The 21,995-nt window shown below is 65.0% G+C and carries 24 protein-coding genes and 1 tRNA gene; 6 read left to right on the forward strand and 19 right to left on the reverse strand.

The window, feature by feature from the left end; translation table 11 throughout:
- Positions 1 to 18 precede the first annotated feature (18 nt).
- Genes yidD through rpmH form a run of 3 tightly spaced genes read right to left on the reverse strand, consistent with a single transcriptional unit; the run spans position 19 to position 836 of the window.
- Complete coding sequence (gene yidD / locus AC2EAL_RS15905) at positions 19 to 267, reverse strand: membrane protein insertion efficiency factor YidD (protein WP_484725222.1); 249 nt, start codon at positions 265 to 267, stop codon at positions 19 to 21.
- On the reverse strand, positions 264 to 671 hold the full coding sequence (gene rnpA / locus AC2EAL_RS15910) for a ribonuclease P protein component (RefSeq protein ID WP_484725223.1): 408 nt from the start codon (positions 669 to 671) through the stop codon (positions 264 to 266). The genes yidD and rnpA overlap by 4 nt, the downstream gene beginning before the upstream one ends.
- Before the next feature lie 30 nt (positions 672 to 701).
- A complete protein-coding gene (gene rpmH, locus AC2EAL_RS15915) occupies positions 702 to 836 on the reverse strand; it encodes a 50S ribosomal protein L34 (protein ID WP_103259146.1) in 135 nt (44 codons plus the stop codon).
- Positions 837 to 1,084: 248 nt separating this feature from the next.
- On the opposite strand from rpmH, the gene AC2EAL_RS15920 reads away from it, so the two are divergent.
- The 4 genes from AC2EAL_RS15920 to AC2EAL_RS15935 all read left to right on the forward strand — a co-directional run bounded on the left by AC2EAL_RS15920 (position 1,085) and on the right by AC2EAL_RS15935 (position 4,789).
- The gene (locus tag AC2EAL_RS15920; protein WP_484725435.1) at positions 1,085 to 1,813 is read left to right on the forward strand and encodes a TVP38/TMEM64 family protein; all 729 of its coding nucleotides are present in this window, start codon (positions 1,085 to 1,087) and stop codon (positions 1,811 to 1,813) included.
- Complete coding sequence (locus AC2EAL_RS15925; RefSeq protein ID WP_484725224.1) at positions 1,814 to 3,229, forward strand: dihydrolipoyl dehydrogenase family protein; 1,416 nt, start codon at positions 1,814 to 1,816, stop codon at positions 3,227 to 3,229.
- Positions 3,230 to 3,322: 93 nt separating this feature from the next.
- Positions 3,323 to 4,663, forward strand: coding sequence for a sensor histidine kinase (locus tag AC2EAL_RS15930; protein WP_484725436.1), 1,341 nt, complete (start codon positions 3,323 to 3,325; stop codon positions 4,661 to 4,663).
- A gap of 49 nt (positions 4,664 to 4,712) precedes the next feature.
- Positions 4,713 to 4,789, forward strand: a tRNA-Arg gene (locus AC2EAL_RS15935).
- A 296-nt stretch (positions 4,790 to 5,085) separates the two neighbouring features.
- Here AC2EAL_RS15935 and AC2EAL_RS15940 read toward each other — a convergent pair.
- The 4 genes from AC2EAL_RS15940 to AC2EAL_RS15955 are packed head-to-tail and all read right to left on the reverse strand — an operon-like array spanning position 5,086 to position 9,138.
- Complete coding sequence (locus AC2EAL_RS15940; RefSeq protein ID WP_484725225.1) at positions 5,086 to 6,636, reverse strand: ABC transporter permease; 1,551 nt, start codon at positions 6,634 to 6,636, stop codon at positions 5,086 to 5,088.
- The gene (locus tag AC2EAL_RS15945; RefSeq protein ID WP_484725226.1) at positions 6,626 to 7,396 is read right to left on the reverse strand and encodes an ABC transporter ATP-binding protein; all 771 of its coding nucleotides are present in this window, start codon (positions 7,394 to 7,396) and stop codon (positions 6,626 to 6,628) included. Before AC2EAL_RS15945 ends, AC2EAL_RS15940 begins: the two co-directional genes overlap by 11 nt.
- A complete protein-coding gene (locus AC2EAL_RS15950; RefSeq protein ID WP_484725227.1) occupies positions 7,396 to 8,367 on the reverse strand; it encodes an ABC transporter substrate-binding protein in 972 nt (323 codons plus the stop codon). The genes AC2EAL_RS15945 and AC2EAL_RS15950 overlap by 1 nt, the downstream gene beginning before the upstream one ends.
- 33 nt (positions 8,368 to 8,400) lie before the next feature.
- Positions 8,401 to 9,138 carry a 5-formyltetrahydrofolate cyclo-ligase gene (locus tag AC2EAL_RS15955; protein WP_484725437.1) on the reverse strand — a complete coding sequence of 246 codons (738 nt, stop codon included), beginning with the start codon at positions 9,136 to 9,138 and terminating at the stop codon, positions 8,401 to 8,403.
- On the opposite strand from AC2EAL_RS15955, the gene AC2EAL_RS15960 reads away from it, so the two are divergent.
- Together AC2EAL_RS15960 and AC2EAL_RS15965 are read left to right on the forward strand one after the other, a co-directional pair.
- Positions 9,137 to 9,310, forward strand: coding sequence for a hypothetical protein (locus tag AC2EAL_RS15960; RefSeq protein ID WP_484725440.1), 174 nt, complete (start codon positions 9,137 to 9,139; stop codon positions 9,308 to 9,310). The genes AC2EAL_RS15955 and AC2EAL_RS15960 overlap by 2 nt on opposite strands.
- Complete coding sequence (locus tag AC2EAL_RS15965) at positions 9,300 to 10,073, forward strand: MurR/RpiR family transcriptional regulator (protein ID WP_484725438.1); 774 nt, start codon at positions 9,300 to 9,302, stop codon at positions 10,071 to 10,073. Before AC2EAL_RS15960 ends, AC2EAL_RS15965 begins: the two co-directional genes overlap by 11 nt.
- Positions 10,074 to 10,102: 29 nt before the next feature.
- Here the strand turns inward: AC2EAL_RS15965 and AC2EAL_RS15970 are convergent, their stop codons facing one another.
- The 12 genes from AC2EAL_RS15970 to AC2EAL_RS16025 form a co-directional block, all read right to left on the reverse strand.
- Positions 10,103 to 10,870, reverse strand: coding sequence for an amino acid ABC transporter ATP-binding protein (locus AC2EAL_RS15970; protein WP_484725228.1), 768 nt, complete (start codon positions 10,868 to 10,870; stop codon positions 10,103 to 10,105).
- A gap of 10 nt (positions 10,871 to 10,880) precedes the next feature.
- On the reverse strand, positions 10,881 to 12,338 hold the full coding sequence (locus AC2EAL_RS15975) for an amino acid ABC transporter permease (protein ID WP_484725229.1): 1,458 nt from the start codon (positions 12,336 to 12,338) through the stop codon (positions 10,881 to 10,883).
- Position 12,339: 1 nt separating this feature from the next.
- The gene (locus AC2EAL_RS15980) at positions 12,340 to 13,617 is read right to left on the reverse strand and encodes an amino acid ABC transporter permease (protein WP_484725230.1); all 1,278 of its coding nucleotides are present in this window, start codon (positions 13,615 to 13,617) and stop codon (positions 12,340 to 12,342) included.
- Between the two features lie 131 nt (positions 13,618 to 13,748).
- The gene (locus tag AC2EAL_RS15985; protein WP_484725231.1) at positions 13,749 to 14,765 is read right to left on the reverse strand and encodes an amino acid ABC transporter substrate-binding protein; all 1,017 of its coding nucleotides are present in this window, start codon (positions 14,763 to 14,765) and stop codon (positions 13,749 to 13,751) included.
- Positions 14,766 to 14,997: 232 nt separating this feature from the next.
- A complete protein-coding gene (locus tag AC2EAL_RS15990) occupies positions 14,998 to 15,705 on the reverse strand; it encodes an ATP12 family chaperone protein (protein ID WP_484725232.1) in 708 nt (235 codons plus the stop codon).
- On the reverse strand, positions 15,702 to 16,745 hold the full coding sequence (locus AC2EAL_RS15995; protein ID WP_484725233.1) for an RluA family pseudouridine synthase: 1,044 nt from the start codon (positions 16,743 to 16,745) through the stop codon (positions 15,702 to 15,704). The genes AC2EAL_RS15990 and AC2EAL_RS15995 overlap by 4 nt, the downstream gene beginning before the upstream one ends.
- Positions 16,742 to 17,116 carry a fluoride efflux transporter CrcB gene (crcB, locus tag AC2EAL_RS16000; RefSeq protein WP_484725234.1) on the reverse strand — a complete coding sequence of 125 codons (375 nt, stop codon included), beginning with the start codon at positions 17,114 to 17,116 and terminating at the stop codon, positions 16,742 to 16,744. Before crcB ends, AC2EAL_RS15995 begins: the two co-directional genes overlap by 4 nt.
- A gap of 115 nt (positions 17,117 to 17,231) precedes the next feature.
- On the reverse strand, positions 17,232 to 18,539 hold the full coding sequence (locus AC2EAL_RS16005) for a replication-associated recombination protein A (RefSeq protein ID WP_484725235.1): 1,308 nt from the start codon (positions 18,537 to 18,539) through the stop codon (positions 17,232 to 17,234).
- A 29-nt stretch (positions 18,540 to 18,568) separates the two neighbouring features.
- Positions 18,569 to 19,948 (reverse strand): trypsin-like peptidase domain-containing protein, encoded by a 1,380-nt coding sequence (locus AC2EAL_RS16010; protein ID WP_484725236.1) that lies wholly within the window; start codon positions 19,946 to 19,948, stop codon positions 18,569 to 18,571.
- A 90-nt stretch (positions 19,949 to 20,038) separates the two neighbouring features.
- Positions 20,039 to 20,629, reverse strand: coding sequence for an acyl-homoserine-lactone synthase (locus AC2EAL_RS16015; protein ID WP_484725237.1), 591 nt, complete (start codon positions 20,627 to 20,629; stop codon positions 20,039 to 20,041).
- A gap of 51 nt (positions 20,630 to 20,680) precedes the next feature.
- A complete protein-coding gene (locus AC2EAL_RS16020) occupies positions 20,681 to 21,292 on the reverse strand; it encodes an autoinducer binding domain-containing protein (protein WP_484725238.1) in 612 nt (203 codons plus the stop codon).
- A 99-nt stretch (positions 21,293 to 21,391) separates the two neighbouring features.
- A complete protein-coding gene (locus AC2EAL_RS16025; RefSeq protein ID WP_484725239.1) occupies positions 21,392 to 21,979 on the reverse strand; it encodes an acyl-homoserine-lactone synthase in 588 nt (195 codons plus the stop codon).
- Between the last annotated feature and the right edge of the window lie 16 nt (positions 21,980 to 21,995).

A 21,995-nucleotide genomic window follows, 5' to 3' on the forward strand; every position in this document is an offset into this window, starting at 1 on the left:
AGAAATTTGACCCCAGTCCTACCGCCCCGCGTCGTGATCCGGGTCAGCGCCCGGCACCGGGTCATAGCCATGCCCGCCCCAGGGATGACAGCGGCAGATCCGATGGACCATCAGATAGCCACCCTTCAGCCCGCCATGCCGCTCCAGCGCCTCCAGCGCATAGGCGGAACAGGTAGGCTGGAAGCGGCAGCCGTGGCCAACCCAGGGCGACAGAAGCAGCCGGTAGGCCCGCACCGGAAGCGCCACGATTTGCGCCAGCGGTGTCACGCCCGCCCCCGGTGGACGGTCGCCAGAGCCTGCCGCAGATCGGCGCAAAGGTCGGCATATGGGCGGGAAACCGTGGCCTCGGGCCGCGCCACGAGAACATAGTCCCAACCGGGCCTCGCGTCAGGCGCAAGGACCTCGCGCGCCAGTGCCCGCAATCGGCGCTTGGCACGGTTGCGCAGGACGGCATTGCCGATCTTCTTTGAGGCGGTAAAGCCCACGCGCGTCTGCGGATCGCCGTCCGCCCGGTCGCGGGCCTGCAAGAGGAACCCACCCGTGCCCTGCCGCCGGGCCGAGGCGGCCTTCAGGAAGTCCGCCCGCTTGGCCATGACGCAAAGCGAAACCGCCGGAGACCTTGCGGGCGCTTCGGCGGCGGTGCCTTGGCCCTGGGTCTCCGGCGGTGTCATTCGCAAACCGACGCCCCTGGGGGCGAAAGATCAGGCGGTCAGCTTGTGACGGCCCTTGGCGCGGCGGGCAGCCAGGACCAGACGGCCGTTCTTGGTGGCCATGCGCGCACGGAAGCCGTGGCGGCGCTTGCGAACCAGGTTCGACGGTTGAAAGGTGCGCTTCATCGCGGCTCTCCATCAGACTTGACCCAAACCCCGATCGGACTCCATAGCGGATTCGGGGGGGCCCGTAACTTGAAGCCCGTCCTTTACGGTCGGACTTGCCGCAAGTCAACGTCGCCCGGGCGGATTTCCTGCAACATTTCGCCGCGCGACCCCGGGAAATGTTTCAACAGGCCCGCCTTGGGTGCGCCCGGCATCAAGGCCGCGTGAAAACCCTGTCGCCGGGTGCGATCCTGGGCCATGGTCTTGCCATGCAGAAGGCCCCGTCCCCCGCCCTTTCCCGCAGCTGGCTGCGTCGCCTGCCGATCCTGGTGATTCTGGCCGCTGCGCTGATCGGCGCGGTCGCGCTGCGCGACGAGCTGAGCTTTGCAGCCCTCGCCCGACACCGCGAAGAACTTCTGGCCTTCCGTGATGCGCATTATCTTTGGGCCTTGCTGGCATTCCTGGTCGCCTATGTCGCCATCGTCGCCCTCAGCCTTCCCGGGGGAACCATCGCCACGCTGACCGGCGGCTTCCTGTTCGGGCTGTTCCCGGGCGTGCTTTACAACGTTCTTTGCGCAGGAACCGGTGCAATCCTGGTTTTCCTGGCCGCGCGCAGCGGCTTTGGCGAGGCTTTGTCGCGGAAGGTCAATGCCGCAGGTGGAAAGGCGGCCCGACTGCAATCGGCGCTGCGCGAGAACGAATGGTCGGTCCTGTTCCTGATGCGACTGGTGCCTCTGGTGCCCTTCTTCATCGCCAACCTAATCCCGGCCTTTGTCGGCACGAGCCTCAACCGGTTCGCCGTCTCGACCTATCTGGGGATCATCCCCGGGGCCTTGGTCTTCACGTCGGTCGGGGCAGGCCTGGGCGAGGTCTTCGCCCGCGGCGAGGCCCCCGATCTTGGCATCATCTTCACCCCGCCCGTCCTGTTGCCGCTGTTGGGCCTTGCTGCCCTTGCGGCACTGCCGATCCTCCTGCGGGCCGTCAAGGGAGCGCGCTGAATGCAGCGGATCGATACGGACATCTGCGTGATCGGGGCCGGGTCGGGGGGGCTTTCACTGGCCGCCGGGGCCGTGCAGATGGGCACGCGGGTCGTCCTGATCGAAGCGAACGAAATGGGGGGCGACTGCCTGAACACCGGTTGCGTGCCGTCGAAGGCGCTGATCGCCGCGGCGAAGGCGGCCGAAGCACAGCGGCGGGGCTTCCGCGGGGTGTCGGCGGTGGATCCGCAGGTCGACTTCGGCGCGGTCAAGGACTACGTGCGCGCGGTAATCGAAGAGATCGCCCCCGTCGACAGCCAGGAAAGGTTCGAAGGCCTTGGCTGCACCGTGATCCGCGCCTTCGCCCGCTTTACCGGCCCGCGCGAGGTTCAGGCGGGCGATACGATTGTCCGCGCCCGCCGCTTCGTGATCGCCACCGGGTCCCACGCGCTGGTCCCGCCGATCCAGGGGGTCGATACGGTCCCCTACCTGACGAACGAGACGATCTTCGACCAGCGCGAGCGGCCCCAGCATCTGATCGTCATCGGCGGTGGCCCCATCGGCGTCGAGATGGCGCAGGCGCATCGGCGGCTGGGCTGCGAGGTCACGGTGATCGAAGGCGCAAAGGTCCTGGGCCGCGAGGACCCGGAGCTTGCGTCCGTGGTGATCGATGCCCTGCAGTCCGAGGGGATCCGCCTTGTCGAAGGCCAGCCGGTCGTGCGGTTTGCCGGGCAGGCGGGGGCGGTTGAGGTCACGCTGGGGGACGGGCAGCAGATCATGGGCTCGCACCTGCTGATTGCAGTCGGGCGCAAGGTGGCGCTTGACGGGATGAACCTTGAAGCTGCGGGGGTCGCCTACACGCCGAAAGGGGTGACCGTGGATGCGCGGCTGCGATCCTCGAACCGCCGGGTCTATGCGATCGGCGATGCCGCCGGGGGCTTGCAGTTCACTCATGTCGCCGCCTGGCACGCAGGTATCGTCATTCGTCAGGCCGTCCTGGGCCTGCCCGCAAAGGCCGATCCGCGTGCCCTGCCCCGCGCGACCTACTCTGATCCTGAACTGGCGCAGGTTGGCCTGACCGAGGCCGAGGCCCGCGCCGCCCATGGCGATACCCTGACCGTAGTCCGGGCCGAGTTCAGCCACAACGACCGCGCGCAGACCGAGGGCAAGACCAAGGGCCTGATCAAGGTCATGGTGGTCAAGGGGCGCCCCGTCGGTGCCAGCATCGCAGGTCCCCAGGCGGGCGAGTTGATCGGCCTTTGGTCGCTTGCGATTTCGGCGCGGCTCAAGATGTCCGCCATCGCCGGAATGGTCGCCCCCTACCCGACGCTGGGAGAGGTTTCCAAACGCGCGGCCGGTGCCTATTTTAGCCCGAAGCTGTTTGCTAGCCCGACGTTGAAGCGCCTGGTGCGGTTCGTCCAACGCTGGGTTCCCTAAGGCCGGTCAAGGAAGGTTCGGGTGGCCGAAAGACGCAAGAGATTTCTCAAGACGCTTTCGGGACGTTTCCTGATCCTGACCGTCATCTTCGTGATGCTGGCCGAAGTGCTGATCTTCGTGCCCTCAATCGCGCGTTACCGGGCCGATTTCATGCTGACCCGCCTCAAGCAAGCGCAGATCGCCGCGCTGACCCAGCTTGCGGCCGAGGACATGGTCTCGCCCGAACTGGAGAAGGAGCTTCTGGCCAATGCCGAGGTCTACAACGTCGTCCTGCGCCGGGACGAGGTACGTCAGCTGGTCCTGTCCTCGCCGGTGCCGGGAGAGATCCACGCGTCCTACGACCTGCGGATGGCGGGGGCGTGGGAGCTGATCCGGGACGCCTTCAGCATCCTGCTTGACCCGGAAAACCGGATCATCCGGGTGATCGGCTATCCGGTGCAGGACGCAGGCACACTGATCGAAGTGACGATGGAAACGAAGCCACTGCGCGATGCAATGGTCGACTACGGGCTGCGCATCCTGGTTCTGTCGGCGCTGATCTCGGTGGTGACGGCCTTTCTTCTGTTCCTTGCGGTGCAGCGGCTGCTCGTACTGCCGATCCGGCGTGTGGTGCATCACATGCAGGCCTATGCCGAAGCGCCCGAAGACGCGCGGCGGGTGATCGAACCGAATGCCGACGTAGAGGAGCTTCTGGCCGCCGAAGAGGCGTTGCAGTCGATGCAGACCCAGCTGACCGGCGCGCTGCGGCAAAAGGAACGGCTGGCCCAGCTGGGCAGCGCGGTGGCGAAGATCAGCCACGACCTGCGCAACATCCTGACCACGGCGCAGCTGTTTGCCGACCGCATCGAAGGCAGCGCCGATCCCGCAGTCGCGCGCTCGGCCCCGAAGCTGGTCAGCTCGATCAGCCGGGCTGTGTCGCTATGCGAAACGACCCTGGCCTTCGGCAAGGCCGAAGAGCCGCCACCGCAGCTGCGCAGATTCAGCCTTGCGCAACTCGCGTCCGATGTGGTCGAGGGCGAAGGCCTTGGTGCCGATACAGCGATTACCTGTCTGATCGACGTGGCCCCCGGCATGATGATCCGCGCGGACAACGAACAGCTTTACCGGGTGCTGTCGAACCTGATCCGCAACGCCCGCCAGGCCATCGAGGCGACGGGACAACCCGGCACCATCGAGATTTCGGCGGGTGAAGATGAGGCCGAATGGTGGATCCGGGTCGGGGACACCGGCCCCGGCCTGCCGCCCAAGGCGCGCGAACACCTGTTTGCAGCCTTCCAGGGTGGCGCGCGCAAGGGCGGGACGGGTCTTGGCCTTGCCATTGCCGCCGAACTGGTCCGCGGCCATGGCGGTCGGCTGGAATTGGCCCGCAGCGACAGCGACGGTACCGAATTCGCGATCCATCTTCCGAAGGGCACAACCGACGCCGCTACGTGATTTCGCCCTTGCATCTGGACACGCACGGGTCTACATCGCCCGCCATTGCGGACCCGTAGCTCAGCTGGATAGAGCATCAGACTACGAATCTGAGGGTCGGGCGTTCGAATCGCTCCGGGTCCGCCAATAGCCCCAAAAATCGCTGGATACTTGGTGGCTGTTCGGCATTCCCCTCTATGATTAACCTCCTGGAAAATGCCGGGCGCAGGGCGAGTGGGCGGCTTGAGGGGGCCATTCCAGTGCCGATGGGCAAAGTTCTTCCGTTGGCAGACGTGCTCGTGTCGGTATTGTGGGCTTTGCCATAGCGGGTCTGTACCGAATGACGCCCGTCTCATGCAGGGACCCAGGCATTGTGGAAGGCCGCTCTGCAAGAGGCTGCATTCTCGCAGCTCTCCCGCGACGTCCGGCAGCCCGTACCAATGTCAATCCCGCGCCACCATGCCCATGCGACCGAGGATCAACCGTTCCGCCCATAGCGCGGCAAGGTACAGCCCGACGGACAGGATAACGCTGACCACAGCCACCGACCAGATCATCCCGAAGTCGAGATAGCCGCGCGACTGGTTCAACAGGTTGCCCAGCCCCCGCCCCGTTGCAAGCCACTCGGCAATCATCACCCCCAACAACGCACGCGGCGCGGTCAGGCGCATAGCGGCGAAGAGCCACGGAACCGAGGCCGGCAGCGTCACCAGCCGCAGCTCGCGCCAGGCGGAGGCGCCATAGGCCCGTGGCAATTCCAGCGCCGCACGGGGCACCTGGGCGATCCCTTGCGCGATCATCACATAGGCCGGGAAGAAAGTGACCGAGATGGTGATCCACAAGGTCACCGCCGTGCCACGCCCCAGAAGCAGCACCAGAAGCGGCGTCAGCGCTACAAGGGGCATCGTTTGGGTGACCAGCGCGACCGGCAACAGCGCCCGCGTCACCGAAGGGGCGAGCCGCCCCATCACCGCAAGCCCGAAGGCAAAGGCCAGCCCCGCCGCCATGCCGACCAGCGTGATCGGCAGCGTCTCGGCCAGGGCCGCCAGAAGCTTTTCCTGCGCCACCGGCGCGCTGTCGGCCAGGAACAGGTACTCCACCACCGCCCAGGGCGTCTTGCCCAGCATGTCGGGCACCTGCATCGCCCGCAGGATCGCCCACCACAAGAGGAACGGCATCAGCACCGCCCCAAGCGCCAGCAGCGGAGCCGCCCGCGGCATCTCTTGCCGTGCCTGGGGCGAGGGGTTCAGGCTCAGTGCCCGGGACGCCCCCAGCATCCGGCGCGAAATCAGTGCGAAGACCGCATAGGACAGGCCCGCTATCAGCGTGGCGACCAACCCGATGCCCCACAGCCGGTCCGGCTCTGCCCGCCCCAGCGAGCCCAGGAGATAGGCCCCAAGACCAAAGCGCCCGCCGCCGCCGAACTCGGCCAGGATCGCGCCCAGGACGGCATTCGGCGCGGCGACACGGAACCCCGACAGGATCGCCGGCACCGCCGCGCGCAGCTGCACCAGGCGCATGACCGCGCCCCGCCCGCCACCATAAGCCCGCACCACATCGGCCGCGCGCGTGTCGTACTGCGTCAGGCCCGTCACTGTCGCCTGCATGGTCACGAAGTAAACCCCCAACGCCGCCAGCACGATCCGCGGAGTCATCCCTTCCAGCGTCAGGGTCAGGATCGGCGCGATGGCGATGGGCGGCAGGGTGAAGATCGCGATGTTGATGCCGCGCGACAGCCGCTCGGCCACCGGCGACAGCACGAAGGCCAGCCCCGCCAGCACCGCCAGCGCATTGCCGATCAGGAACCCCGCGCCCGAGGCGATCAGCGTCGCCGTCACATGCGCCGGGTAATCGGCCCGGTCCACCCACAGCCGCGCAAGGATCTCGGACAGAGCCGGCAGCGCACCCGAGGCCACCAAATCGAAGCGCCCCACCAGCTCCCACGCCAGAAGCAGAAGCACGGGCGGCAACCAGCGGCGCAGGTCAGCCGCCATGCAGCACCCGGGCGATGCGGTCGCAAAGCTCGTGGAAATGCCGGGCCGAGAACAAGGACTGCGCCCGCGGGCGCGGCAGGTCGATCTCGACCACTTCGACAATGCGCCCGGGACCCGCCTGCATCACCGCCACCCGGTCGGCCAGGAACACCGCCTCATCGATCCCGTGGGTCACCAGAAGCGTCGTCACCCCGGTCTCGGCCCAGATGCGCTGCAATTCGATGTTCATCTGCCGCCGCAGGATCTGGTCCAGCGCGCCAAAGGGTTCGTCCAGGAACAGCACGCGCGGCTCGCTGACCAGGGCGCGGGCGATGGCGACCCGCTGGCGCATGCCACCCGACAACTCGCCCGGCAAGGCGTCCTCATAGCCCCTCAGCCCAACCAGCGCGATCAGGTCGCGGATGCGCCCCGCCGCCGGGCCCGTGTCGCGGCCCAGCACCTCCAGCGGCAGCGCGATGTTCCGCGCGACGCTGCGCCAGGGCAAGAGCCCCGCGTCCTGGAAGGCCACGCCGGTCACCCCGCCCGCCGTCGCCTGCGCCGGGGCCTGGCCGCCGATTTCCACCCAACCTGCGTCCAGCGGTTCCAGCCCCAGGGCCGCGCGCAGGATCGTCGACTTGCCACAGCCCGACGGGCCGATCAGCGCGGTGAAACTGCCGGGCGGGCAGTCCAGGCTTACATCCCGCAGGGCCTCGACCGACCTGCCGCGACCTGGAAAGGTCTTGCACAGGCCGGACAAGGCGATCCCTGCGGGTGCTGTCATCAGATCTCTTCCAGAAGCGTCGTGTCGAACATCTCGCGCGTGGCCTTGATGCCCACCTTGGACAGCGCCTCGATATTGGCAGCGATCCCCTCTTCGGTCATCGAGAAGATGCCGCCATCGGCCAGCATCAGCGGCATCTGCGCGGTGTTGAAGAAGATCTCGTTCTCGATGGTCCGCCCGGTGCCTGCGAAGTGCGTGTCGGCCCATTTCGGCGGCCAGGCAGCGGGATCGACGAAGTTCTCGTCCCAGCCCTTGCGGCTGGCGCGCAGCCAGGCGACCAGCTCTTTGCGCTTGGACGCCAGAACGTCCTCGGTCACCACGACCGTGTCGTTGTAGATCGTGTAGCCGAAGTCATAGAGCAGGAAGGACGTCGCCTCCTCGCCCGCTTGCGAAATCGTGTAGGGCACGTTGGTCGTGAAATCGAGGCTCGCGTCGATCTCGCCCTTGACCAGCGGCGTCGGGTCATAGGCGTAGGGCACGATGTTGACGCTGGCGCGGTCAATTCCGTTCGCGGCCAGCACCGCCTCGACGCTGATCGTGTTGACCGGCGGCACGGCGATGGTCTTGCCCACCATTTCAGCCGGGCTGGTGATCGGGTTCTTCTTCAGGCTGACGATGCCGATCGGGTTCTTCTGGTACTGCGCGCCGATGATCTTGAACTTGGCCCCCTGGTCCGTGATCGCCTTGATCGTGGTGTCCGGCGTGGTCAGCGCCAGGTCCGCCCGACCCGCCACGATGGTGCTTTCCGGGATGACGTCCGGCCCGCCGGGCAGATAGGTCAGCTCCAGCCCTTCGGCGGTGTAGTAGCCCTGGTCCATGGCCAGGAAGTAGCCGGCGAATTCGGCATCGTTGATCCAGGCCGCCTGCATCGCGAAAGGCGTGGCAGCCCGCGCCATCCGGGGCGCAAACGGCAGGGCCGAGGCAGCGGCGGCAGTGGACAGGAAGGAACGGCGGGACAGGGAGACTCTCATGGCAGCGGTCCTATGGTTGATGGGTTGGGGTGTTCAGGCAATCCCTTGCAGCCGCTGCAATTCCTGCAACGGCGGGGTTTCGGCGATCTGTTTCGGCTCCAGCAGGTTCCACTTCACGCCCGACGGCCGCTTGGCGCGGCGCGCGACCTTGTGCAGACCCGAAGGCGTGGCGATCCAGTCGACCAGGATGTCGGTCTCGGACGGGGTCAGCTTTTCCTGCACCAGCTGGCAGTCATGCACTACGGCGACCACCGGGGTCGTCTCGTCCACCAGGCCCAGGTCGGTGAACATGCCCCATTCCAGGTCAAAGAACCCATGCCCCTTGCCAAAGCGCACCCCGTCGACCGACACCGCCGAGGCCCCGGTGACCATGAAATCGAACCGCCCGCGGCGGGCGATCTCCTCCAGCGTGATCGGACGGGCGAAATGCTCCATCCCGTCCAGCCAGGCGGCGTAAAGTTCGGCCCCTTTCGGCACCATGCCGGGTTCCATGAGAAGGAAACCGCGGTAGATGCCGTAGGTCGACATCACGAAGGGCTTGCCCTCGGCGATCATGCGGCGGCGCAGGTCCACCAGGCAGTTGTCCGGCGTGATGAAGGCAAAGCGCGTGTCCCGGTATGCGGGCATCGCCACCAGATGCTCGGTCGCGGCCTCCGACCCCTCGAAGTCCGGGATCACCTCGGCGAAGTTCAGGTGAAACCGCGTGTCGGGTTTGGCTACGTGATGCAGCTTTGACCAAATCTGCTGGCGGATGATCTTGGATTTCGACATGATCGACCTGCGTCGTTTCACTGTTTCATTACTTTGGAACGACAGTTTCACGAAAGCAAGCGCGCTGATGCGCAACATTCGGGCAGATGGCGACACGGCTAACCTTAAGAATTCAGGAAAGAATTTCTCGGCTCACCAAGTCCGAGCAGAATCTGGCCGTCCTGTTGCTTGAGAATCAGACGCTGATCGAAACCCACAGCGCTACGGAATTGTCGGCCCTGGCGGGTGTATCAAAGGCCACCACCGCGCGATTCTTCCGCAACCTTGGCTACACCGACTTTGACGAGGCCCGCACTCAGGCGCGCGAGGAAAGGAACCGCACCCAGCCCTACGCCTACTCGCAGACCCCCGCCGAACCCGGTGCGCTGGGTCGGTCGATCGCCGATCACCTGGAGCTGGAGCTGCTGAACCTGACCCGCACCTTCGAGGAGATGCGCCCTGATGTGCTGACCGAGGCCGCGCGCCTGATCCTCGACGCCCCGCGCGTCTGGTGCATGGGGTTCGGCGCCGAAGAAGGCCTCGCACGGCTGGCGCGGCTGACCTTTGCCCGGCTACGGCCCGACGTGCACCTCTTGGCCGCCAGCCCCGGCGCCTGGGCCGAAGACCTGGCAATGACCGGCCCGCGTGATGTGCTGCTGCTTCTTACGCTGGAGCCCCGCCCGAAGTTTCAGGCCGCACTTACCGCCTATGCCCGCACCTCGCGCATGAACGTCATCACCCTGACCGACCACCGCTACCTGGCCCGAGCGCAGCGCTTTTCGCGCCTGGTGATCGGCAGCCACGTTGCGACTTACGGCGCGCTACCGACGCACACCACGCTGGCCAGCCTCGTCCGACTTCTGGCAGTGGCCTTCATCGGCCTGGCCGGTGAGCCCGCCCGCCAGCGACTGGCCGTGATCGACGAGATCAACGAGGAAATCGACCTGTTTGACTGACCCCGGCAACCGCCCGGGTCAGTGCAAGGTCAGTGCCCGAGTATCTGGCTCAGGAACAGCTTGGTCCGGTCGCTCTTCGGGTTGTTGAAGAACTCGCGCGGCTCGTTCTGCTCAACAATCTGGCCCTGGTCCATGAAGATCACCCGGTTCGCCACCGCCTGGGCAAAGCCCATTTCGTGGGTGACGCAAAGCATCGTCATGCCCTCCTCGGCCAGCTGGATCATGGTGTCGAGGACCTCCTTGATCATTTCGGGGTCAAGGGCAGAGGTCGGCTCGTCGAACAGCATGATCCGCGGTTTCATGCACAGCGACCGCGCTATGGCCACCCGCTGCTGCTGGCCCCCGGAAAGCTGACCGGGATACTTGTGCGCCTGTTCCGGGATCTTCACCTTCGACAGGAAGTACATCGCGGTCTCTTCCGCCTCGCGCTTCGGCACCTTCCGCACCCAGATCGGCGCCAGCGTCAGGTTTTCCAGGATCGTCAGATGCGGGAACAGGTTGAAGTGCTGGAACACCATCCCAACCTCTGACCGCACCTTGTCGATGTTCTTCAGGTCGTTGGTCAGTTCCGTCCCGTCGACGATGATCTGACCCTGCTGGTGTTCCTCCAGCCGGTTGATGCAGCGGATCAGCGTCGATTTCCCCGATCCCGACGGCCCGCAGATCACGATCCGCTCGCCCCGCTGCACCGTCATGTTGATGTCCCGCAGAACGTGGAACTGACCGTACCACTTGTTCATCCCGGTGATCTGGATCGCGACTTCGTCCGAGACCTGCATCTTTGCTGCGTCTGCCATGTCTGTGCCCTTAACGATGATCGGTCTTCAGCTTCTGTTCCAGGTACATCGAGTACCGCGACATGCCGAAGCAGATGAGGAAGAAGATCGCGCCGACGAAGATGTAGGGCTCCCAGTAGATGCCCTTCCAGTCGATGTCGGCACGGACGATCTGGGTGACGCCCTTCAAGGGGTCCATGAGACCCACGAAGGCGACCAGAGTGGTATCCTTGAAGAGGCCGATGAAGGTCGAAACGATCGCCGGGATCGAGATCTTCAGCGCCTGCGGCAGGATGATCAGCCGCTGCGCCCGCCAGTAGTCCAGCCCCAGCGCATCCGCCGCCTCGTACTGGCCGCGCGGAAGCGCCGCCAGACCGCCGCGGATCACCTCGGCCAGGTAGGCGGCGGCAAAGAAAGTGACCAGGATGATGACGCGCAGGATGATGTCGAAGTTCGTTCCCGGCGGCAGGAAGTACTGCAGGAGGAGCGAGGCGGTGAAGAGCAGCGTGATCAAGGGCACGCCCCGGATGAACTCGATGAAGCCCACCGACAGCGTCTTGACGATCAGCATGTCCGACTGACGGCCGAGTGCGAGCAGGATGCCGATGGGCAATGAGAAGCTGATCCCGGTCACCCCGATGACGATGGCCAGAAGGAAGCCGCCGAACTGGTCGGAGGCGACGGCCTCGATCCCGAACGGCAGCGCCGACTGCAGCAGGTTCACCACCGGGACATCAACGTAAAGCCACCAGAGCACCGCCGCCACGACGCCTGCCCCGGCGGCAGGCGCCAGACCGATCAGCGGAGAGGCAAAGCGGAAGACCCCGTAAAGGAGCGCAAAGCCCGCCATGGCCACGATGGGCGACCAGATCGATCCGCCCCAGAGCAGCCAGAAGGTCAGCGCCGGATAGATCAGCGTGAACCACAGAAGCTTGCCCGGCTGAACCTGGGCCAAGGCGATCATGCCCACCACCAGAAGGACCGCCAGCCCGAAGGCGATGCCCGGCGCCGAGGCGAGATAGAGCGTCAGCACGAGGTAGGCCAGCACAGAGCCCAGCAGGATCGTCAGATTGCGCTTCTGTCCCGCAAACAGAACCGGCGCCAGTGCCGCGAACAGAAGCCCGAAGGCAGACACTGGCCGCCAGTATTCCGCCGGCGGGTAGAAGCCGAACAGGAACTGGTGCCAGCGTTCCCGGATCATGGCCCAGCAGGCCCCGGTCGCATCGGGACCGGCACTGGCGGCCACGATCTCCCGGCACTGCGACAGGCTCTCGGCGTTCCAGACCGAATTCAGCCACCAGGGCAGCGCGGATGCGGCGATCGCATAGATCGCCAACGCGCCAAGGAGCGTAAGCGCAATATTGAGCGGCGACGAGAACAGGTTCTCTCGCATCCATTTGATCGCCCCCCGCTCGCCCACAGGAGGGGCCGCGGGCGGCAGCATGGTTTCACGGACGAAGGTGACGGTTTGGGCGTGCGTATCACTCATCTTAGCGCGCCTTCAGCTGAACGGACTGGTTGTACATGTTCATCACCGCCGAGATCATCAGGCTGATCGACAGGTAGATCAGCATCATCAGAAGCATGCATTCCAGCTCGCGCCCCGTCTGGTTCAGGGTGATACCCCCCAGCGTACCGCGCAGGTCCAGATAGCTGACCGCGATGCCCAGCGAGGTGTTCTTCGTCAGGTTCAGGTACTGGCTGATCAGGGGCGGGATGATGACCCGTAAGGCCTGCGGCAGGATGATCAGGTTCATCGTCCGGTTCGGCCTCAGGCCCAGCGCAAAGGCCGCCTCGGACTGGCCGCGACTGATGGCCTGAATGCCCGCCCGGACGATCTCGGCGATGAAGGCCGCCGTATACAGGGCCAAAGCGATCAGCAGGGCGGTAAAGCTGTGCGCGACCAGAATGCCGCCCTGGAAGTTGAAGCCCTTCAGCTCGGGGATTTCCAGGTGAAAGCCCATCGCGACGACAAGGGCGATCACCGGCGCGAACAGGACCAGGATCGACTTCCACCAGGTCACCGGCCGGATCCCCGTCGACTCCTGCGTGGCCCGGGCCGAGGCTAGGATGCGCCGGTTCACGAAGACCGAGGCCGCGATGACCGCAACGATGGCCCAGAAATTCAGGTTCAGCGTCATGAACCCCAGGTCCAGCGTGCCGAAGCCCCGCTCGAACAGGGGCGAGGGGATGTTGGTCCCGCGGTTGGTCACCGCAACCGTATCGAAGAACATCATCGAGGCCGCAGGCTCTTCTCCGGCGGCAATCATCTCGTCTGTAACCCGGAAATCGCGCGGCTGGGGCGTCACTTCGGACAGAATGACGTAGGACAGAAGGATCCACAGCAGCAGCGGCACGTTGCGGAACATCTCGACGTAGACGGTCATCAGCCGGCTCACCAGCCAGTTCCCCGAAAGCCGCAACACGCCGATGATCACGCCCAGGATGGTAGCGAAGATGCAGCCCAGGACGGCCACGACAAGCGTGTTCAGAAGCCCGATCAGCAAAGCGCGGAAGTGCGTGGAGTCGTTCGTATAAGGGATCAGCTGCTGGCCGATGTCATAGCCCGCCCGCTGCCACAGGAAGCCGAAGTTGAACTCCTTCCCGCGCGCCGCAAGGTTCTGCACGGTGTTGTTCAAGAGCCAGGCCACCGCCAGCGCGAACAGGATCAGAACCACGATCTGGATCGTGTAGGACCGGTACCGCGTATCGTAGATGAGCATCGAGAGCCGAAAGCTGTCCTTCGGCACGTCCGTTGCCATTGCCATGGCTACCCCCTGTTTCCCGCTGGCAGTCCCGAATTTCCGGTGACGGCGAGGTCAAGCCTCAGGCCATGCGGTCGTATTGTCTGGAATAAGAAGAACGGGGGCGCCCGAAGGCACCCCCGGATGACCTGTGATCAACGGAAGGGCGGAGCGTACTGCAGGCCGCCCTGGGTCCACAGCGCATTCAGGCCGCGGGCCAGGTTGATCGAGGTGCCTTCGCCGATGTTGCGCGCGAAGATCTCGCCGTAGTTGCCGACGGCCAGGATCGCGTTCTTGAACGCGGCGTTGTCCAGGCCGAACTTCACACCCATGTCGCCCGAAGCGCCCAAGAGACGCTTGACCTCTTCGTCAGCGGTCGAGGCCAGCACTTCTTCGACGTTGGCCTGGGTGATGCCCTTTTCTTCGGCGATCAGCAGCGAGTAGTAGGTCCAGCGGACGATGTCGCCCCACTGGTTGTCGCCGTGACGTACGACCGGGCCCAGCGGCTCTTTCGAGATGATCTCGGGAAGGATGACATGGTTTTCCGCATCCGGCATGGTCGCACGGCTGGCGGCCAGACCCGAGGCGTCGGTGGTGTAGGCGTCGCAGGCGCCGGCCAGGTACTGACGCTGCGCTTCCGAGTCGTCGGCCACGGTGACCGGCTGGTAGCTGATGTTGTTCTGCTTGAAGAAGTCGGCCAGGTTCAGTTCGGTCGTGGTGCCGGTCTGGATGCAGACGGTGGCGCCATCAAGTTCCTTGGCCGAGGAAACGCCGAGGTCCTTCTTCACCATGAAGCCCTGGCCGTCGTAGTAGTTCACCGCCACGAAATCCAGCGCCAGTTCGCTGTCGCGCGACGAGGTCCAGGTCGAGTTGCGGACCAGAAGGTCGACTTCGCCGGACTGCAGAGCGGTGAAGCGGGTTTCGCCAGTGGTCGGCACGAACTTGACCTTGTTCGCATCGCCCAGGACGGCCGCAGCCACAGCACGGCACAGGTCAACGTCGAAACCGGCCCAGTTGCCGCTGGCATCAGGTGCGCCGAAGCCGGTCAGACCGGTGTTCGACCCGCACAGCAGCTCTCCCCGCGCCTTGACGTCGTCAAGGGTGGCTGCGCCGGCCAGACCCGCCACAAGCGTGGTGGCCGCGATCGCGCCGAAGAATACGGACTTTTTCATTCTTACCTCTTCCTGAGTGGATGGCCCCTGACGGACCAGGATTTTTTGTGGCGCGGGGTCCCGCGTCTGTTGCTTGCAGACAGCCCCGCTGTCCACTGGCACCAGTTTCGGCGAAAGCGCTTTTGTTGGTCAAGCGGGGTGTGACGGAAACGGGAAAAATGCTTGTTTGCCTAAGGTTATGGCAGGCAAACTACCTTGCAGATCGTCCTTGCGCAGTCCTTGGGCAGAAATGTCACCCACACAATCGATAGAATCGGTCCGCCTGCAAAAAGGCGGCGTGCTTGCGCAGGGCCGCTTCCGCGGCTTCTTCGTCCGCTCCCCACAGCGAAATCTGCCAGTCTTCATCGACCCTGGACAGCGTCCAGGCCTCGTCGGCAGTCAATCTGCCCCTGGTCACCGCCAGGGCCAGAACCAGCGAACCGGACAGCGCGACAAGGTCGTGGAAAGCGGCCAATTGGAACGGCGTCAGGGCATGGACAGCTTGGCGCAGCGCGCTCAGGCTTTCGGTCGGCTGCGCCACATGCATCACGCCCGCCGTCGCCGTCAGCGCGGCACCAAGGTCAGCCCGCGCCCAGTCGAGAAGCGGATCCCAGCCGCGCGACTGCAAGGCAACCAGGTCCTCCGGCCCCTCGGCGCGATAGCACAGAAGGTCGCTGCCACCGTATTCGGCCAGCATGTCGGCCACCGCCGCGAACTGCGGTGCGACCTTGTCGACCGCGGAATTGGCCGTCCGAGTGAAGGGCATGGTCTCGGGATCGACCTTCCCCTCCTGCGCCTGCCACTCGGCAGCGATGGCTTCGGCCAGGGCCAGGCTCGGGACGATCAGCGGGGATTTCAGCGGCGTGCGGACTGGACGGGCATCCAGCTGCACGGTGAAGCCGCCCTCGGCCGGCACGGCACTTGCCGTCGTCCAGAACCGCCGCGCCGCCCAGACGCTCACCGGATCACCTCGAACGGGTCGGCGGGGACGTCGTCTTCCTTCCAGTCCAGCAGCTTCCAGGTCCGCGCCATGTGTTCGGGCAGCGGCGCGGTGAAGGTCAGCAGCACCTTGGTGATCGGATGTTCTATGGTCAGGCTGCGGGCATGAAGGTGCAGCTTCTTCGACAGATCCCCCCCCGCGCCCGCGCCCCAGCCGTCGCCCAGGTTCTCGGTCTCAGACCCGCCGTACTTGCCGTCGCCGATGATCGGATGCCCGATCTCGGCCATATGCGCGCGGAGTTGGTGCGTGCGGCCCGTCACCGGCTCCAGTGCCATCCAGGACAACCGCGTGCCCAGGAACCACAGTGTGAAGTAATCGGTATGCGCCCGCTTGGCATCCGGATGCTCGGCCATCTTCGCGGGATGGACGCAGAGCATCTTTTCGCCCTCGCCTCCCCTGCCCCGGCCAGGCGCCTTCTCCAGCGCGAACTTGATCGAGCCCTTGCGCGGATGCGGCACGCCCGCGACCACCGCCCAGTAAATCTTGCGCGCATTGCGGTGCCGCAGCGCCTCGGACAATGCCCGCGCCACCCGGTCGGTCCGCGCCAGCATCAACACGCCCGAGGTATCCTTGTCGAGGCGATGGACCAGCTTCGGCTTTTCCTTGTAGCCGAACTTTAGCGCCTCGGCCAAACCGTCCACGTGCCGGTCGCCCTGACCCGAGCCACCCTGCGACGGCAGGCCCGCGGGCTTGTTGAGCACAATCATGTGCTCGTCCTTCCACAACACCGCCGCCTGGATCATCCGCGCATCTGCCGCCGAGACACCCTGGATGCGCGCCTCGGTCCGGGTTGCGGCGTCGGGCAATGGCGGCACCCGCACCGTTTGCCCCGGCAAGACCCGGTCCGACGCCTTGACGCGGCCACTGTCCACCCGGATCTGCCCCGTGCGGCACAGCTTTTCGACCGCCACCTGGTTCAGCTGCGGAAAGCGGCGGCGCAGCCACTTGTCCAGCCGCTGTTCGCCCTCGTCCTCGGTCACGGTCAGCATCTGGACGGTCATGTCAGGCTCCGCGCCAGCGCCAGACCAGCAACGATCGCCGCCAGCGATAGCGCGATCGAGAAGACCACATAGACCAGCGCCGTCGTGTGGTCGCCACGCTCCCACAAGTTCAGCGTGTCCAGCGAAAAGGCCGAAAACGTCGTGAAGCCCCCCAGGATCCCGGTCATCAGGAAGGGCGCCAGGTGGTTGCCGCCCTTGCGCGCCAGGACGACGACGATCACCCCAATCGCGAACGAGCCGAGCACATTCACGATCAGCGTGGCATAGGGAAAACCCGGACCGAACAGGCGCATCGCGCCTACATTGGTCAGATAGCGCAACGAGGCGCCGATGGCCCCGCCAAGGGCGACCTGGATCAGGTTCTGCAACATGGGCTCCCTTTGCGGCGGGGCGGGAGGAAAGTCAATGTTTGCGCACGAGTGGGGCCAGGGACCAAGATCCTTGAGTAAGGATTTTGACAAATTTCTTACTCAAGAAATTTGGACCCTACCCCTCCTGCCGTTTCGCCCGGAGCTTCGCGAAGTATTCCACCCGCTTCTTCAACTCTCGCTCGAACCCGCGCTCGGGCGGGAGGTACCACACGGGCCGCTTCATCCCTTCTGGGAAATAGTTCTGCCCCGAGAACCCGTCCTCGGCATCATGGTCATAGGCGTACCCCGCGCCATAGCCCTGGTCCTTCATCATCCGCGTCGGCGCGTTCAGGATATGCTTCGGCGGCATCAGCGACCCAGTCTCGCGCGCTGCCGCCCGGGCCGCCTTGTAGGCCACATAGACCGCGTTCGACTTGGGCGCGAGCGCGAGGTAGACCACCGCCTGCGCCAGCGCCAATTCTCCCTCGGGAGAGCCGAGGCGTTCGTAGGTCTGCCAGCCATCCAGACACACTGCCTCGGCCTGTGGGTCGGCCAGACCAATGTCCTCGACCGCCATCCGGGTGATCCGCCGCGCCAGGAACCTGGGGTCCTCGCCCCCTTCGAGCATCCGCGCGAACCAGTACAGCGCCGCGTCGGGGTCAGACCCCCGCACCGATTTGTGTAAAGCGCTGATCAGATTGTAGTGCCCATCCCCCGACTTGTCGTAGTTCGCCGCCCGCCGCATCAGCCGTTGCGCCAGCTGGTCGCGGCTGAGGCTGCCCTCGACTTTCCAGGCCGCAACCTGTTCGATCAGGTTCAAAAGCGCCCGGCCATCGCCATCGGCCATTTCCAGCATTGCCTCGCGCGCCTCGCCCGACAGCGGCAGCGCCCGGCCCAACTCCTGTTCCGCCCGCTGCGCCAGCCGCTCCAGGTCGGCGAGCGACAGCCGCTCCAGCACGATGACCTGAGCGCGGGACAGAAGCGCCGCGTTCAGCTCAAAGGACGGGTTCTCGGTGGTCGCGCCCACCAGAAGGATCGTCCCGTCCTCCATATGCGGCAGGAACCCGTCCTGCTGCGCCTTGTTGAAGCGGTGGATCTCGTCCACGAACAGAAGCGTCCCCTTGCCGTTCCCTCGCCGCAACTTGGCCGCCTCGAACACCTTCCGCAGCTCCGGCACCCCGGTGAAGATCGCGCTGATCTGCACGAAATGCAGGTCCGTCTCGTCGGCCAGCAGCCGAGCGATCGTGGTCTTCCCCACCCCCGGCGGCCCCCAGAGGATCAGGGACGACAAGGACCCTGCAGCCAGCATCGCGCCCAAGGGACCCTCGCGCGACAGGACCTTCTCCTGCCCGATCACTTCGCCCAGCGACTTCGGCCGCAGCCGGTCGGCCAGCGGGCGGGGTCCGCTGTCGGGCTGATTGGGCATGTCGAATAGGTCGGCCATGGCCCATCCTAGCGGGCGAAGCTGCGCGACTAAAGCCGGAAGCGCAAGCTGACCGGCTCGCCGCGCCGGATCAGGTCGATCCGCCAGCGCCGCGCCATTTGCCGCACCAGCGTCAGGGCCTCGGACGGCGTTGTAACCGCTATGCCGTTGATCGCCACCACGACGTCGCCTGCCTGCAGGCCGATGTCATAGGCCAGGTCACCGGTTTCCAGCACTGCGACCCCGTTGGCGTTCAAGGGCAGGTGCAATTCGCTGATCACCGCAGGGTTGATCCGCGCCAGCAAGGCGCCGCGCAGGACCACGTCCTCGGTCACGAAGAGGGCCTCGCGATCCGGCGTGTCCGGCGCAGGGCCCAGCACAACCTCGGCATCGACTTCAGATCCGTCCCGGACGTAGGTCACCGTCTGAACGCCATCCCCCAGCACCGACAGCCGATACACGAATTCCTGCGGCGTGTTGATCCCGGCGCCACCCAGCGACAGAACCACATCGCCCCCCGTCATGCCTGCGGCAGCAAAGGGGCTTTGCGGGTGGATCGCGGTGATGGTCACGCCCTGCGGACGCTCCATTCCCATGGCTTCCGCCAGCGCACCGTCCACCTCTTGCGCCATCAGCCCAGCCCAGGGTCGGACAAAGCGGTCCTTTCCCGCCTTCGCCTGCTTGACCACCGCTGCAACCAGGTTCGACGGCACCGCAAAGCCGATCCCGTTCGACCCGCCGCCCCGGGTCAGGATTGCCGTGTTGATGCCGACCAGTTGCCCCTGTAGGTCCACCAGCGCCCCGCCCGAGTTGCCCGGATTGATCGGCGCGTCCGTCTGCACGAAATAGCCGGTCCCGTCGCCGACCTGCAGAGCCGACCGAGCCAGCCCGGACACGATCCCGGAACTCACGGTCTGCCCCACGCCAAAGGGATTGCCGATCGCCAGCACCAGATCTCCGACCTGCAGCGCATCGCTGTCCCCGAGGCCAAGGTAGGGAAGCGGCTCAGCCGCGTCCAGTTTCAGCACGGCAAGGTCGCTTTGGGGGTCGACCAACAGGACCTGGGCGGCATATTCGCGGCGGTCGGCCAGGACCACCCGGATGTCGGTCGCATCGTTGACGACATGATAGTTCGTCACCACCAGACCGTCTTGCGAAACAACCACCCCCGAGCCAAGCGAATTCTGCACCCTGGCAGGGCCTTCAAACCCCTGAAAGAACTGGTCAAAGAACGGATCGCCCGCAAAGGGATTGGTCCGGTCCCGCACCAGCTGCTGGGCATAGATGTTGACCACGGCCGGTGCAGCGCTTTGCACCACCGGCGCGAAGGACAGGCTGATCTCTGCCTCACTGCGCGGAACCACAGTCTCGGCACCAACCATCAGGCCCAGACCCTGAGCCAGCACAAGCACAAGCAGCAGTCGACGCATTCTCTGGCCTCGGCAGCGGTTCGGCGTCAGTCTATCCACGACATGGCGCGGGGCAACCCGGAACGTACCGGGTCGCCCTCCGCTGTCAGGTCAGTGACGCGTGCCCGAGAAGTCCATCTCGACCACCTGGTTCTCGATGCCGTCGATCACCAGAACCGGCCCCATCGCCCGCATCTTCACGCCCACCCGGTCAGCCCAGCGCGGCCAGGTTGCCGCCAGAAGCGTCAGGCAATGCGTCGCCCCAAGGCTGCGCACGGTGTCGCCCAGTTGTGCGATCAGCTGGGCATGGACGCGGCGGCGGATGGCAGCCGGCGTGTCATGCGCCACGAAGAGACGCGAGCTTTCCCAGATATGCGTCTCCATCGGCGCGGGATCATAGAGCAGGTTCGCCGGGATCGTCTCCAGAAGGCCCCGCTGCGCGTCGCGGATCATGTAGCTGTAGATGCCGCAGCCATGCGTGGTCGGGGTGAGGCGGTTGCCCGCAAGCACCTTGCCAGTCTCGTCATGCACCACCACCCAGCGGCTGGCCGGAGTGTCGTACTGGTCATATTCCATGCCCATCGCCTCGGGCAGGTTCCACTTGTTGTGGACGATGAACAGCTCGCGCCTGGCGCGCAGCATGTTGGCGAAAAGCTCGCCATGGTTGTGCATGTTGGCAAAAGAGAGCGTGGTGGTCTGCATTGGTGTCTCCTGCAGTTGGGGGGTTAAGTCGAAACCTTGCAGGAGACGCCGTCAGATCAGGCGACTGTCTTTCGCGCGCTGGATCGCTTCGGCCGTTGTCCGCGCCATCAACCGGTCACGGGCAGAACTGATCCTCGCTTTCAGCGCGCTTTCAGAGATTCCCAGCTTTTCTGCCGCCGCAGCAATCCGGTCGCCCCCTGCAATGCATCTCAAGGCCTCGATCTGGGCCTCGGTCAAGGCTTCGGGCGGTTCGCTCAGCTGATGCAGGCGCTGAACCGCCCGTTCAAGCTTGACGATCTCTTCGTCCCGAAACTCCCGGTCCTCCCGGGCGAAACTTGCAATAGTGCGCGACTTGATCGGACCGAAGGCGACTGTGGCGCCATAGTTCAGCCCATATCCAGCAGCTTCCTTGAAAAGACCAAAGGGATCAAGCAGGGCCGGATCGCTCCATCTGATCCAGCCTGTCCGCGAGAACCCCCAAGCCGTCATCGGGTCCCGCAGGACGTAACCATTTTCGGTGTAATGATCGATCCACCGTTGATCGTAGGTCTGAAACGTCAGCAAGGGCGAGGTAAAGCGGATGTGCAGGCCGATGAAGTATCCTGCATTCGCCAAGCGCCCTACGTTTCCAAGCTCTATGTCGATACTTGATCTGTTACTCATTCTCACTCAACACACCACCAAAGGCCCCACAACTATAGCGTGTTGCCCACATGAATCCATATATTCGTTGCCCTTCACGAAGCATCCAGCGCTGGTCGTTCAATGCATCTTGGGTGCCATGTTGATCATGACGCAGACGCAATCCAGACCGTCGAAGTTCATGATCGGCCCGACCGGTTCGCATTCCAGCCCGACCCGGCGTCCGATACGGCGCGACGCTTCGGGAATAAGCCCCAGAACCGAAGTCGCACCAAGCTCGCGGGCGGCATTGACCATCTCCTGGCGCAACTGCAGCTGAACGCGCAAGCGCAGGGCGGCAGGCACCGTTTCGGACACGAAGACCCGGCTGCTTTCCCAGATGGTGTCCGATACCGGCGCTTCGAAGTTCAGAAGATTGGACGGGATCGATTCAAGCAGCCCGCGCTGCGCGTCGCGGATCATGTAGGTGTAGATGCCGCACTTGTGGGTCGTCGGCGTCAGCCGGATTCCCGCCAGGACCTCGCCATTCTCATGCACGGCAACCCAGCGGCTTGCGGGGGTGTCGTACTGGTCGAATTCCATTCCATTCGACTGCGGCAGGTCCCACTTGTTGTGCTGGATGAACGCCCGATGCCGCGCCCGGAACATGTTCGCGAACAACTCGCCATGATTGTGCAGGTTGTCGTACGATAAAGTTGTTACTTCCATTTCCGTCTCCTTCTGC

The organism is Tabrizicola sp. T74 (assembly GCF_057219935.1).

Bases quoted from the DNA above. Each gene is read 5' to 3' on its own strand.
- AC2EAL_RS15920 (WP_484725435.1), top strand. From the start codon at position 1,085: ATGCAGAAGGCCCCGTCCCCCGCCCTTTCCCGCAGCTGGCTGCGTCGC.
- rnpA (WP_484725223.1), bottom strand. From the start codon at position 671: ATGACACCGCCGGAGACCCAGGGCCAAGGCACCGCCGCCGAAGCGCCC.
- AC2EAL_RS15970 (WP_484725228.1), bottom strand. From the start codon at position 10,870: ATGGCAGACGCAGCAAAGATGCAGGTCTCGGACGAAGTCGCGATCCAG.
- AC2EAL_RS16020 (WP_484725238.1), bottom strand. From the start codon at position 21,292: ATGAGTAACAGATCAAGTATCGACATAGAGCTTGGAAACGTAGGGCGC.
- AC2EAL_RS16005 (WP_484725235.1), bottom strand. From the start codon at position 18,539: ATGGCCGACCTATTCGACATGCCCAATCAGCCCGACAGCGGACCCCGC.
- AC2EAL_RS15955 (WP_484725437.1), bottom strand. From the start codon at position 9,138: ATGTCGAAATCCAAGATCATCCGCCAGCAGATTTGGTCAAAGCTGCAT.
- AC2EAL_RS15945 (WP_484725226.1), bottom strand. From the start codon at position 7,396: ATGACAGCACCCGCAGGGATCGCCTTGTCCGGCCTGTGCAAGACCTTT.
- AC2EAL_RS16010 (WP_484725236.1), bottom strand. From the start codon at position 19,948: ATGCGTCGACTGCTGCTTGTGCTTGTGCTGGCTCAGGGTCTGGGCCTG.
- AC2EAL_RS16015 (WP_484725237.1), bottom strand. From the start codon at position 20,629: ATGCAGACCACCACGCTCTCTTTTGCCAACATGCACAACCATGGCGAG.
- AC2EAL_RS15975 (WP_484725229.1), bottom strand. From the start codon at position 12,338: ATGAGTGATACGCACGCCCAAACCGTCACCTTCGTCCGTGAAACCATG.
- AC2EAL_RS15930 (WP_484725436.1), top strand. From the start codon at position 3,323: ATGCTGGCCGAAGTGCTGATCTTCGTGCCCTCAATCGCGCGTTACCGG.
- AC2EAL_RS15950 (WP_484725227.1), bottom strand. From the start codon at position 8,367: ATGAGAGTCTCCCTGTCCCGCCGTTCCTTCCTGTCCACTGCCGCCGCT.
- AC2EAL_RS15960 (WP_484725440.1), top strand. From the start codon at position 9,137: ATGATCGACCTGCGTCGTTTCACTGTTTCATTACTTTGGAACGACAGT.
- rpmH (WP_103259146.1), bottom strand. From the start codon at position 836: ATGAAGCGCACCTTTCAACCGTCGAACCTGGTTCGCAAGCGCCGCCAC.
- AC2EAL_RS15940 (WP_484725225.1), bottom strand. From the start codon at position 6,636: ATGGCGGCTGACCTGCGCCGCTGGTTGCCGCCCGTGCTTCTGCTTCTG.
- crcB (WP_484725234.1), bottom strand. From the start codon at position 17,116: ATGTTGCAGAACCTGATCCAGGTCGCCCTTGGCGGGGCCATCGGCGCC.
- AC2EAL_RS15995 (WP_484725233.1), bottom strand. From the start codon at position 16,745: ATGACCGTCCAGATGCTGACCGTGACCGAGGACGAGGGCGAACAGCGG.
- AC2EAL_RS16025 (WP_484725239.1), bottom strand. From the start codon at position 21,979: ATGGAAGTAACAACTTTATCGTACGACAACCTGCACAATCATGGCGAG.
- AC2EAL_RS15925 (WP_484725224.1), top strand. From the start codon at position 1,814: ATGCAGCGGATCGATACGGACATCTGCGTGATCGGGGCCGGGTCGGGG.
- AC2EAL_RS15980 (WP_484725230.1), bottom strand. From the start codon at position 13,617: ATGGCAATGGCAACGGACGTGCCGAAGGACAGCTTTCGGCTCTCGATG.
- AC2EAL_RS15985 (WP_484725231.1), bottom strand. From the start codon at position 14,765: ATGAAAAAGTCCGTATTCTTCGGCGCGATCGCGGCCACCACGCTTGTG.